This window comes from Paenibacillus sp. MAH-35 (genome assembly GCF_058135425.1).
Window position 1 is genome coordinate 47002 of record NZ_JBYUPU010000012.1, and the last position, 12719, is coordinate 59720.

12 protein-coding genes are annotated in these 12719 nt (G+C 50.9%); all 12 read left to right on the top strand.

Features of this window, described 5'->3' with window-relative positions:
- The first annotated feature begins 4 nt into the window (after nt 1-4).
- The 12 genes from AC3Y2E_RS15320 (at nt 5) to AC3Y2E_RS15375 (ending at nt 12630) form a co-directional block, all read left to right on the top strand.
- Nucleotides 5-334, top strand: coding sequence for an ArsR/SmtB family transcription factor (locus AC3Y2E_RS15320; RefSeq protein WP_379211703.1), 330 nt, complete (start codon nt 5-7; stop codon nt 332-334).
- Complete coding sequence (locus tag AC3Y2E_RS15325; RefSeq protein ID WP_379211705.1) at nt 331-750, top strand: SRPBCC family protein; 420 nt, start codon at nt 331-333, stop codon at nt 748-750. The genes AC3Y2E_RS15320 and AC3Y2E_RS15325 overlap by 4 nt, the downstream gene beginning before the upstream one ends.
- Nucleotides 751-794: 44 nt before the next feature.
- Nucleotides 795-1259: a DUF8821 family protein gene (locus AC3Y2E_RS15330; RefSeq protein WP_379211707.1), complete on the top strand. Its 465-nt coding sequence runs from the start codon at nt 795-797 to the stop codon at nt 1257-1259.
- A gap of 328 nt (nt 1260-1587) precedes the next feature.
- Complete coding sequence (locus AC3Y2E_RS15335) at nt 1588-2910, top strand: efflux RND transporter periplasmic adaptor subunit (RefSeq protein WP_379211709.1); 1323 nt, start codon at nt 1588-1590, stop codon at nt 2908-2910.
- Entirely contained in the window at nt 2907-6026 is a 3120-nt protein-coding gene (locus AC3Y2E_RS15340; RefSeq protein WP_379211712.1) for an efflux RND transporter permease subunit, read from the top strand. Before AC3Y2E_RS15335 ends, AC3Y2E_RS15340 begins: the two co-directional genes overlap by 4 nt.
- Before the next feature lie 190 nt (nt 6027-6216).
- A complete protein-coding gene (locus AC3Y2E_RS15345) occupies nt 6217-7047 on the top strand; it encodes a hypothetical protein (RefSeq protein ID WP_379211714.1) in 831 nt (276 codons plus the stop codon).
- Between the two features lie 94 nt (nt 7048-7141).
- The gene (locus AC3Y2E_RS15350; RefSeq protein WP_379211716.1) at nt 7142-7636 is read left to right on the top strand and encodes a GyrI-like domain-containing protein; all 495 of its coding nucleotides are present in this window, start codon (nt 7142-7144) and stop codon (nt 7634-7636) included.
- A 218-nt stretch (nt 7637-7854) separates the two neighbouring features.
- Nucleotides 7855-8196 carry a PadR family transcriptional regulator gene (locus AC3Y2E_RS15355; RefSeq protein ID WP_332074047.1) on the top strand — a complete coding sequence of 114 codons (342 nt, stop codon included), beginning with the start codon at nt 7855-7857 and terminating at the stop codon, nt 8194-8196.
- Nucleotides 8193-8963 carry a permease prefix domain 1-containing protein gene (locus AC3Y2E_RS15360; RefSeq protein ID WP_379211718.1) on the top strand — a complete coding sequence of 257 codons (771 nt, stop codon included), beginning with the start codon at nt 8193-8195 and terminating at the stop codon, nt 8961-8963. Before AC3Y2E_RS15355 ends, AC3Y2E_RS15360 begins: the two co-directional genes overlap by 4 nt.
- A 759-nt stretch (nt 8964-9722) precedes the next feature.
- Complete coding sequence (locus AC3Y2E_RS15365; protein ID WP_379211720.1) at nt 9723-9944, top strand: hypothetical protein; 222 nt, start codon at nt 9723-9725, stop codon at nt 9942-9944.
- Nucleotides 9945-10059: 115 nt separating this feature from the next.
- Nucleotides 10060-11217, top strand: coding sequence for an alginate lyase family protein (locus AC3Y2E_RS15370; RefSeq protein ID WP_379211722.1), 1158 nt, complete (start codon nt 10060-10062; stop codon nt 11215-11217).
- Between the two features lie 60 nt (nt 11218-11277).
- Complete coding sequence (locus tag AC3Y2E_RS15375) at nt 11278-12630, top strand: ABC transporter substrate-binding protein (RefSeq protein ID WP_379211724.1); 1353 nt, start codon at nt 11278-11280, stop codon at nt 12628-12630.
- Nucleotides 12631-12719 lie beyond the last annotated feature (89 nt).

Here is a 12719-nt window from a genome sequence, read left to right on the forward strand (position 1 = left end):
TGCTATGAGCGAGCATAACCAGTTGCGTGACGTTTTTGACGCGATTGCTGACCCGACCAGGCGCCGACTGATTCACTTATTGGCAGAGGCGGAGGAGCTGCCGCTTCATGAGTTAACGGTACATTTTCCGATGGGCCGTACAGCGGTATCCAAGCATTTGACCATTCTTAAAGAAGCCGGACTGGTTCTCGACCGAAAGGTCGGCAGAGAAACGCGATTTCGGCTAAACGCTTCTCCACTCCGAGAAATTCAAGATTGGGTCGCTTTTTACAGCAAATTCTGGAGTACGAATATGTTGCGCTTAAGCCAACTACTAGAGGAGGAAGAAGAATGAGTTTAAGGTTAACTCTGGATTTCCAATACACAACAACGCTTGAGAAGCTTTGGTCCGCCTTAACTGATTCAAGCAAGCTTGCCAAGTGGGTGGCCAATATCCACACCGGCGAGGGGATGGACAATAATTTTAAACCCGTCGTCGGACACCGTTTTCAGTTTCGCACACAACCGACCGAATATTGGAATGGGATTATCGAAGGTGAAGTGCTGATTGTGGAGAAGCCAAACCGGTTGTCCTATACGTGGGCCAGCGGAGAGAAGCATACCGTCACCTGGACGCTGCATGATTTAGGGGACGGGAAGGTGAACCTTCATCTCGAACAAACCGGAATCTCCAACGCTCAAGCACTGGGCGGCGCCAAGTACGGATGGGGGAAATGGTGCGGCGAGCTTGAAAAGATGTTAGAGCAGTAATCATATTCGGTGCAAACATAGCCAGGATCCGAGGAGAGATGAAAATGTCCTATATCGTCGATTTCAAACAAGTATCTACGGTCGGTTTAGAGTCTTCGCCTGTAGCAGAAGCGCTTGCCGGGTTGCGTGCTAATGAAGCCCGTTACTTTATGAGCAAATACAAGCACCCGTTTACGGTGGTACCGGCTAGCGAAAGCCAGGAGACTCTTGATTATGTAAACCGAATATTGAAAGAAGAACGTGGTATCGAGTTTTCAAGCAAACCATTGGAAACGTCGCGTTTTCAAGTGGAGAATATCCAGATGGCCTACGTTTTTTATGAGGACGGTCTTGGGGTTAACGTCATGTATACGGTTGATGATCCCAAGAAGCGGGCCGTTGGTTTTAAGCTTTCTGTAGGGATGGACGTGCCCAAGGAGCTGGAAGGGAAGTTCAAGTTTGCAAGGCAGAATTCGAAACTCGCTGGAACAATCCGGGGCTCGTTTTTTGTAATTAAAAGCGAATATTAAGCGCCAATACGGTTACCTCTGCCCGTTCTCACTACAACCAGACCATACCCCTGGCTTCGATCCTAATGATCGAGGCTTTTTCGTTTGAAGTCGAAGTCTTAGACTAAGGCTCAGATTGGGTACATTTCTGCTCAAACACAAGCCTTAGGAAGTCGGATGTCAAACCTCAGTATAAAGAAGAAACAGGGAGCTCACTTGGAAGTGAGTATAAAAAGTTTCGAAATAATGAACAAGTATCGAATAAGATGACGAGTCCATATCATTACATTATAATGGAACTGGAGTTCCAATCACGCAGGACTACAAGTTTATAGAGAGAGGTAGAGAAATGGATGACTGGAAATCGAATCGAAGGAAGAGAATTTCGCTCTCTGTACTGACCTGGGGGTTTGTGGCGTTACTTTCGAGCGCTTGCTCGATTCAAGCAGGGAATGGGGATGCGGAGGTCATCGCCGCGAACATACAGACGGTTGAGGTGATTACGGTGAAGCCGGAGCCTGTTCTCGATCGGTATGCGCTGGCGGGCACCCTGCAATCCGTGAAGGAAGCCGTCGTCTCTTTCGAAGTGGATGGACGGGTTACCGAGACTTTCGTACAAGCGGGGGACCTCATCAAGGCGGGAGACGTTCTGGCGTCGCTCGACGCATCGAATTACAAGTTTCAATTGAATCGGGCGGAAGCCGCGATCGGGCAAGCGGAAGCGGCGGTCCGTCAGGCGGAGGCTTCCGTCGCAGCGGCCACGGTGGGTGTAGAGAATGCGCGGCAATCAAGGGACGTATTGAGTAAAAACGGAGAGGCGCTTACCCAGGAAGCTTTTCGCAAAGCGACCTACGAATTGAACAAGGTAGAGGCTAGCTATAAAGACGGAAGCGCTTCGGAGACGGATATGAACAACGCGCGTTTGGCCTACAAACAAGCGGAGACCAACTATCTCAATGCGAAGGCGCAAAGCGAACAGTCGTCGTCGGGCGTCAAGTCCGCTGAAGCGACGCTGGCGCAGGCACGCGCGGGACTCGAACAGGCCAGAGCGGCTGGGCGGGAAGCGCTTGTAGGTCGGGACCAAGCACAGATGGCCGTCGACAAGTCTTCGCTCGTCTCGCCGATCGAGGGCGTCGTGCTGGAGAAGTTCGTCTCGGCGTGGCAATTGACGGGCGGAGGTCAGCCGGCTTTCCGGATCGGCGACATGACGCAGTTGAAAGTCGTGCTTCCTGTACCGGATCAAGAAATCCGCAAATGGACCGTCGGACAAGAGGTGGCGCTTACGTTATACGGAGAGTCCCGGACCGGGACGGTCCAAAACGTGTATCCTACGACGAACTCAAGCACCGGGTCGGTGAACGTCGAGGTGCTCGTGCCGAACGCGAAGGCGGACTGGCTGCCGGGACAAGTCGTGAAGGCTGCACGAACGTCGACCGGAGAAACGGGAATTCTCGTCCCTGTCGAGGCGGTCGTCAGTACAGGCAGCGAACCCTATGTCTTCAAGAAGGTCAGCGGCAAAGCGGTGAAGACGAACGTTACGCTCGGAGAGCTTACGAACAATCGGCTTCAAGTGACTTCCGGTGTTTCGCCAGGCGATCAAATCGTCACCAAGGGGGCGTACAAATTGTTTGATGGCGATTCGATCGCGACTGCCGGGGAGCGTGCCAAGTGATCGATTACGTCATCAAAAAACGGAAAATTACGCTGCTCTTTCTCCTGATGGCGCTGATCGTCGGTTTTTTCGGATTTTCCCAGCTGCCGCGCCAAGAAATGCCGGACGTCGTCATCAAGCAGGCGCTCGTGACGACAATTTATCCTGGAGCGGCTCCGGAGAAGGTCGAGCAGACGGTTACGAAGGTCATCGAACAGAAGATCAAGGAAATTCAAGGCATCAAAACGATCACCTCCACTTCGCATAACGGGTACTCCTCCATTCTGGTGCAGGCGGACGACGATGCGGATGCGGCAAAGAAGTGGGACGAGCTGCGCAAAAAGGTGCAGGATGCCCAGGCGGGCTTGCCCAAAGACGCGGAAGCGCCGATCGTTAATGACGATCTCGCCAAGTCGTTCATCGAGCAGTTCGCGATTACAGCCGATCGTGCAGAAGATCTTTATAGTTTGGTCGATCTGATGGTAACGTGGAAGGATCAGCTTCGCACCGTGCCCGGTGTCGCGGGCGTCGACATCCGGGGGCTGCCGGAGCGGGAAGTCCGCGTCGAGGTGGATGCGCAGAAGCTTGGGCAGCTCGGCATCCCTTGGGAGCAAGTGCTGAACTCGCTGCAAGGCTATAACGATCGTGTCCCGACAGGCAGTCTCGATTTCGGAAGTCGCGAGTATTTGCTGACGGTGCCGGAGGCGCAAGAGGCTCAAATCTTGAACCGGGTCGTCGTCACGCAAACGCAAACCGGTTCGCCGGTTTATTTGCGGGATATCGGGAGCGCGACGTTCACGTATAAGAAAACGGACTATTATGCGTATTACAATGGAAAACCGGCTATCACGATCAGCTTGAACAGTGAAACGGGCAGTGACGTTCCAACCATGAACCGGCTTGTGAACGAAGAAATGAACAAGCTGGCTCCCAGCTTGCCCGGACATCTGAAGCTGGAGTCACTGTTCGCTCAAAACGACCGGGTCAATGAACTATTTGCCGAACTGAGCAAGGAGCTGTTAATCGCCATAGCGGCGGTTATCCTGATCTGTACACTCGGGCTGAATCTGCTTACTTCGGCGACGGTGGCGCTTGCGATTCCGTTTTCCATCGGACTCGGTTTCATCTTTTTGCCGGCGCTCGGTATTACCTTGAATCAAATTTCCATTGTCGGCCTCATCATCGTTCTCGGACTACTGGTCGACGACGCCGTCGTGGTTAATGACAACATCGAGCGGCGAATGTCGGCGCTCGGCGAAAGTCCGGCCGTCGCCGCAGTCAACGGGACGAAAGAGGTGTCGATCTCGATTCTGACCGCGACTCTTGCGACGATCGCGGCGTTCGCGCCGCTGTTGTTTTTGCAGGGCGACATCGGCGCCTTTATCAAGCCGATTCCGACCGTCGTTTCGCTGACGATGCTGGCGTCCATGGTCATGTCGCTTACGATCATTCCGATCTTCCGAGGCTGGTACGACGGAAAGCGCCAGAAGGCGGGGCAGTTTAAGCAGAAGCCTTCCGGTTTCCTCGGAAAGCAGTTCCAGACGGTAACCGGCATCTATGCGGGACGGTGGATGGCCAAGGTGCTGGAACGGCCGCTCATTACGGGGCTGGCCGGTCTGCTGATCGGCACAGCGGCGTACTCGCTTGCCTTGTTTACGCCAATCGAGCTGTTCCCGGATTCGGAACGGCCGGAAGCGACGATCAACATCCGGATGCCGGCGGGAACCTCCCTTGTCGAGACTGACCGGGTCGTCCGTGAAATCGCCGATTGGGTCGTGTCGCAGCCGGAAACGGAGCGAATCACGTATGCGGCCGGCGGAGGCGCTCCGACGTTGTTCAGCGACATCGCATCCGGATCTCCACCGTCCAGTCCGACGACCGGGCAGCTCCAGATTATTGGGGTCAAAGACAAATTCGACCGCGAAACGACGGTAGGGGCCTGGCAGTCGCATCTGAACGCCGCTTACCCGGGTGCGAATCTCAGTATCCATGTCCCGCAGCTCGGTATACCGGTAGGCTCGCCGGTATCGATCCGTCTGAGCGGCGAGAACTTGAGTGAGCTCCAAGCGATGGCCGACGAAGTGAAAGTTGCGGTCGCCGGCGTCCAGGGCACAGTGAACGTGATGGACGATATGGGGATCGAGCGGTACAACCTGACTTTTCAGCCGAATCAGGAAGCCATGGATCGCTATATGGTCAGCTACAACGACTTGACCCGGACATTGCTGCTGGTCGGCCAAGGCTTAACCGTCAGCCAATTCGACACCGGACGGGAGCTTGTGGACATCAATCTGTATGTGGCTAAGGACGAAGCCGAGCCGAATGTATTGTATCAACAAGTCCAGGTGACGAACGCCCAAGGCCGTCAAATCCCTTTGTCGCAACTGACGACAATGGTTCCGGGGTTCTCGATCCCGCAGATCAACCGGTATAACCTCGAGCGGACCGTAACGATTACCGCCGACGTATCCGGCCGGACTGCGACCGAAGTAATGGCCGAGGTGCAGAAAAAGCTAACGGACCTCAAGTTCCCGGACGGCTACGAATGGAGTATCGGCGGTGAAACGTCGGAACAAGCGGATATATTCGCAAGTCTCGGCAAGCTTTCGATCATCGTCGCCTTCCTGATCGTGCTTCTGATGACGATGCAGTTTTACTCGCTTTCATTGCCGCTGCTGATCATGACGACCGTGTATCTGGCTGCGGCCGGAGGGATTCTTGGCATTTTCTTGACGGGTATGCCGATCGGTTTCATGAGCATTATGGGCATTATATCCCTTGCTGGTGTCGTCGTGCGGAACGGTATCGTCCTGATCGAGTTTATCGAGGAGGCGCGCCACCATGGAATGGAGCTGAAGGAAGCCGTCATGCAGGCCGCGTCCGCCCGCTTCCGTCCGATCGTGCTGACATCGCTCACGGCGATCGTCGGTATGATTCCGATCGCGACGATCGGGGATATTTTGTTCCGTCCGCTTGCCATGACGATTATTTTCGGGATGATATTCTCGACAATCTTGACGCTATTCGTCGTGCCGTCCCTATATATGGTGCTCGCGAACTATAAATTGAAACGTAAAGAAAAGCAAAATAAACCGATCCATTATGCGAATTCCTTCACGGAGAGCTCCGGCAGCTGAGACGAAAACAATCCCGGGCGCCGGGCCGGCAATTCAGGAAATCATATCACTACCAGTAGAGGAGTGCCTCGTTAGCAGAGGCGCTCCCTTTTTATTTCCTTTGGAGTGTGGTCGCTATATGGAACGACTAGCTTTTGTACTATAATTAAGAGTAGATCATTGCTAATATTTTCAATTTAAGGGAGGAGAAATGAAGATGTGTGCGGACATCAAAAAGCATGAGGACGGTTACTTGGAGATGCACTCGGAAATCAACGAACAATGGGAAAAATGGAGTAAAACACCCTACAAAAGGGGATTTGTGCCAAGCCGGACACCGCTTCCGCATCATATACGCGGAGGTATAGACAGTGACGGAATGATCACGGTTCGCAGCCGGAAGGGCAGATGGAATTCGAATGATTCGGACGTCACGACATCCGTTTTTGAAAATGGCGGGCATGTCTTCGAGGGGTGGAGCGCAGACGATACATACCGGTTGACGATGCTTGTCGGTAAACGTGATGGAGCTGCCGATATCTTTGTGCTGGACGAACGTTCAGTTGATTTCGGTTGGATCAAGGTAGGTTCCGATATTCCGAACGAAGGGTTCGATTTCGGCAGACACCGCGGGATCTTTCAGCGACCGGTAAGTGGACCGGGGCATTCGGGGAACCTTGAATTTGCCGGCTCCGAGCCTGTAGACGGGAAGTTCACGGGGGGCACGTTGAAACTTTATGGAGATGCCCATAAGGAACGTGCCGGCTCGGCCGACGTTTATATCGGTAATCGTGAGCATCCGGGTAACTCTTCGTTTGAAGTGAAAACAACGCCTGCCGGCGAATCAACGGATGGAACAGAATCGGACTCGCTGTTTTCCATACAATCGAGCGGTGAAGCCAAATTTTTAGGAGCCGTCCAAGTGGGAACGCTAGCGGAAGATCCGGGGAATGGAGCAGCCGGCCAAATTTATTACAACACGACGATGAATAAATTCCGGGTTAATGAGAACGGGGTATGGAAATCGATCGTTACGGAGTAGGGGCGTTACGCAGGTTCAGTCATCGTGGTTATGGCTTGATTATCGGCCGGCTGCAACACCGAAAGCATTAAAAGTAATTCAAGGAGGAGCAGAAATGAAATCGAATGTCCAGGAAATTGTCGTGGTCGAACGTCCCGAGATGAAGGCAATTGTATTGCGTACGCTTGCCAACCAACGCGATGTACGTCAAGCATGGAAAGCAGTTGAAGCCGCTATGAAAGGTCACGCAGACAGGCTGCATACAGACGAAGGTTTAGTATTCATACCGGAGTGGCAATGGGCGACAAAGGTCGAAACCTTATGGGTAGGAGTGGAGGCCGGTTCTCTGAATCGCATTCCCGAAGGATTCGAAACGATAACGATCCCAGCTAAACTATATGCAAAAACAACCGTACGCGGCGACCGCAGCCAAATGGATCAAACATACGATTCTCTGTGGAAATGGTTTAAAAGTGGAGTTGTTGAAAGAGATATGACGGAAGGTTCATACGGTTATGAGATGAATCGTCTCGCTCCGGTAAACCCGTTTCACATCCCTGCGGATGTGATTGATTCTTTTGATTTCGATATTTATGCGCCGATCAAATAAGCTGATTGTCTAACGAAGCGTTACTTCGCCGCAATTTTCATGACATGCAGGTACTTCGGCGCATCGCTCCGCATTCCACATACCGCATGCGCCCTATCAGGCTCATGTCTCCAATAGGGATCGTCAACACCTGGTAGTGAATATCGGGTGTTTGATTCATTATAATACCTTGCATTATAAGGTAATGTGTAGTATAAACTATATAGGGGGTGTACATGTTGGAAATCAATAAAGAAGTTTTAAAAGGTCATATCGATACACTTATTCTTTCTTTGTTACATAGCAGAGATATGTATGGTTACGATTTGGCCAAAACGGTTCGGGAGAAGAGCGAGAATCAGTTTGAGCTGAAGGAAGGCACGCTTTATTTGTCCTTGAAGCGGCTGGAGCAAAATAAATGGGTGAATTCCTACTGGGGGGATGAGCAAGGTCCGGGAGGAAGACGAAAATACTACAAACTTACGTCTTTAGGGGAAGACGAGCTAAATCGGAAACGTGCCGAATGGCAATTTGTAAAACAGATTATGGATTCATTTTTAGAAAGGGGAGATCATCCATGAATCGAATAGAGGCCTTTATCCATTCTGTATATGCGCATGTAAAAGATGTTAAAGAAGTGGATGAACTAAAGATGGAAATGAAAGTCCATTTGCTGGAAGCGGTTGAGGAATTGAAGGCAGAAGGAAAATCCGAAGAAGAGGCCGTTACGATTGCATTGGAACGTTTTGGAGACGAAGGTATGTTGCAAGGAAAAGTCGCTGAATATTTTCGGATGCCGCGCATGTTTTCAGTAAATTTGTTACGTACAGCAATTGGCTTTGCAGTTTTGGGCATCTTGATCGGATGTATGTTCGCATTTAACGAATACCGGTTGCTTTCTCAGCGGATACACGTTGCGGAGTCTGTGCTTTATGCACTGGAAGCCGATCAGGAACTCAGCGAGGCGGGCAAAACACTCATTATCGAAAAAGCAGTAAAAGCTTCGCAGATCGTATACCTTACTATTTTTCAAGGGGATTCAGATTCTTCTTCCACGGAAGCGTTCAAGTACCAAAATCCGGAGCCGTTCAAATCCATGATGTATCTAAACGGAATGGCGGGTAAGGTTTATTCAAGCGGAAAATGGTCCGTGGACATCAATTATGAGCATTTTTATCTCGCTTGGATAAATGCAATCGTTATGTGTTTTGTAGTGTACTGGGTGCTTTTCGCTATATGGGCCATAATTCAAGCCTATAAGCATCACAGATTGCATGCTTTGTGGATGATCGCTTTTTCTCTTTTTAACGTGCCTGCCTACCTGGCCTATCGTGCTTCCTTGAGATAAAAATAAAATATGATGCTGTCACAGCCGAGGACAGATAAGCTTGAAATCCGCGTATATCGCGGTTTTTTTATTTGAAAATATAAATTTACAACTAAAGGCCAAAGCCTGGATACCTATTGCGCTAATGAGCAGTCGTTTGCAAGAATGTATATAGAATATAATAATAACTTGCATTCGTTCTTGGATTGCTTTTCTTTACAATGTTCTTAGAAGGGGGGAACACGCAGTTTTAATCGTAAAAAACAACTGACATCTATGTTGGGCAGGCGCGGGGGCCGAAGTGCGATCACATACGCGATTTGGCAAATGGCGTACGCAGTGCTGTCATTTTCTGAGAAGGCGCAGATCGGGACTTGAGTACGGATGCAGGGTCGGGCACGTAGGAACGAGTGATCGCGCTGCCGGACGACGTCTTGTCGGCCGATCAAATGCCAGGCTTGCTTGACAAAGGTCAACCCACGGTAAAGCGGATGCAGGGTGCTTGTCGACTGTGCCGGAATCGGATTCCGATTGATTCATAACTGACCGTTTGATGTTCGGAACGAAAAGGGACAAAGGGGCGCTGGAGTGGAGACAACATTACGATTGCGGAATATGGGTGAAGGCACTTTTGCAAGAATACAAGGATTTATATACAGGTGCAGGTTGTGAGGTGTCGGCTGGCTGTTCCCAGAAGCTTCATGGAGAGATCATGACCTTGAGGGGGCGCTGGAGTGAATGGTTCCAGACTGAAGTCGTACTATGACGAGGAGGAGCGGTATGCCCATTTCCGCAAGGAAAGGAAAAACAAACGTTCTGAAACTGTTGATCGTTACGATGCTGTTTTGTTTAACGATCGTACACAGGCCCACTTCGGCTGAAACCGGCGGGGGGATCGAACAACTCGTCTACGAAGACAACTTCGATACGTATGCAAACAGGAGCGAGATGCCGATGTCGTCGTCTTTGCCGGTCATCGCCTTCAGGCCTGCGGCTAAGTGAGAACGTAGAACGGATGAACAGATACGGATTTTATGCCCTGACGTTCCTGTTTATTTTTATGGCAGCAGGCTGTGACGGTGAAACGAAACCACTGCAAGAGGAGAGCATACCAGCGATGAAACAATCGACAGCACCAACTCTTATCCATCTTGATTACAAGGAAGTTACCAGCATTCGCGAAAAGTTAAAAGCGAATGATTCAACCTTGATGCCAGCCTATTATGCGCTGCTGGGTGAGGCAACCGCCTATCTCAAATTGCCCCCCGGCTCCGTAGTCGATAATGAAAGTACTCCGCCGTCCGGGGACAACCATGATTTTTTTGCTATAGGCAAATATGCGTGGCCGAATCCGGATACGCCTGACGGGATGCCCTTCATCCGGCGCGACGGATATACCAATCCGGCGGCATCCGGCGATCAGTATGACTTGGGACCTTATTTCAATATGCGTATAAGGGTCAACACGTTGGCGCTGGCATATTTCTATTCAAAATCTGAAGGATATGCGGCTAAAGCAGCCGAGCTTCTGCGCGTCTGGTTTCTGAATCCCGAAACACGGATGAACCCGAACTTCAAGTATGCGTCCTCGCTGCCCGGCGTTAATGATGGAATGGCCATCGGTATTATCGAAGGTGTTCAATTGATCGGGCTGCTGGATTCCGTCAACCTGTTAACCCAGTCGGATAGCTGGACTGCCGCCGATCATGAAGCTTTAAAGCAATGGTTTGCTTCCTATACGGATTGGCTGCTGGAGAGCGCGGCAGGAAAAGAAGAGTACCGCGCAACCGACAATCATGGATCTTGGTACGCGGCTCAAGTAGCGGCCTTCTCGATCTACAGCGGTAATATGGATCGGGCCGTTCAAATGATGGAACGCGCTAAATGGCAAATCGGCGTGCAATTTACAGCGGAAGGCGGGCTTCACCGCGAGTTGAAACGCAATCGGGCTCTGTTTTACTCGTTGTACGGATTAAGCGCTTTCGTAGCTTTGGCGCGGTGCGGCGAAGTGCTGGGTATCGATTTATGGCATTACCGGACGGAGGACGGAAAAGGCATTCAGCTCGGATTCGACTTTTTGGCCCCGTATTTGGCGGAGGAACAGCCGTGGGCTTGGCAAAATATTGACAACGAAATCAATGGCCTCGCCGTCCTGCTGACCCGTAGAGCCGAAAAAGTGTATGGATCTCCCAGGTTGATTGCAGTATCTCAGCATCTGGCGACTTTACGGCCGCTTAACGACTGGGCGTTCTGGCTCATGTCGACTCCTAGCTGAATGTTTCAAACCGTTTCAGATTCCTCCAATAGAAAAGCGAAAAGCGGAAGGTGATCTTGAATGAAGGATAGTAACGTAGCCGGAAAAGGGAGTACGATGAACAAAAAAATGTGGATCGCTTTCGCACTGGCGGCCGGCTCACTGGCACTTTCGGCATGTGCCAAAGGCGGGACGGAAGCGGCCAACCCTTCGGGAGAAGCCGGCACCGTTCAGGGAGTGAATTCGCCAGCAGAAATCAGCTTTTATATGTGGTCGATGTCGCAGAGTGAATTTGATTATATAGCCGAGCAAGCCAAGAGCAAGTTTCCCCACTATACGTTGAAAGCGGTTCCCAGCACGGGTACGGGAGGGGGAACGATCGATACGATGCTTGCCTCAGGCGCGATGCCGGATTTATTCGTCGGGCGAGGCGTAGCGACACCGGATCTTCAAAAGAACGGATTGCTGTACGATATCAGTGAGTTGATGAAAACGTACAAGTTCGATTCTTCGCGGGTCGATCCGCTTGCATTTGAACAAATGAAGAGGGAAACGGGCGGCATCATCGCGGGTATACCTCTTAGCGGGACAAATGGCGGGGTGATGCATTACAATAAAGATCTTTTCGACAAGTTTGGCGTTCCTTATCCAACGGACGGCATGACGTGGGATGATGTATACGAGGTCGCTAAAGTTATGACCCGGGTCGAAGGAGACGTCCAATATCGGGGATTTTCGGATCGATGGATGGAAACCTTCTTTACTCAAAACCCGTTTGGCGAACCGATTTTGAGCTTCACGGAGGACAAGGCTGCTGTCAATACGGAAAGGTGGAAAAAAATCGCTGAAAACTGGAAACGATTCTATACCATTTCGGGATTAAAGTTTGATTCCAAAACAATCAACAAAGACCTGGATTGGAAAGAGTTTATTGAAGGGCGTTCCGCGATGACAACATTCGTGTCCAGAAATTTTATGGACTGGAACTTCCAGTGGGATATCGTCAGTATGCCGGTGTACAAGGAGCTGCCTGGCATTGGCCGATTATCCGATTTCCGCAACGTGTACCTGACGAGCAGCAGCAAAAATAAAGATGCCGCGTTCCAGGTCGCCGCATGGCTGTCTTCCGAGGAGCTGCAGGGCAAGCTTGCGGCGGAGCTGGGAGTATACCCGATTTTAAAAAGCGAAGAAATCAAAAGTTTATATTTGAAAAACGATCCCTTGTATAAGGGCAAACATACCGAGGCTTTCTTCTTCAACAAGGTCGGGCCGGGCATGCCTGGCCGAGAGCCGGGATTAACGAATGTCACCGGCCAGAACCTGTTCATGAAGGAACTTCAGAAAGCTGTTGTGGAAGATAAGGATCTGAATTCGGTACTGAGGAGCGCCGAAGAAGTGATCAACAAAGCAATTGCTTCGGAGAAGGCAAAATAACAGGTTTGCACCGATAGAGTTCTAATCTATCCCTTTTTCCAACAAAAAGCTCTGAATTGTGGTATCTAGAGGCAGCGGAAATCCAAGAC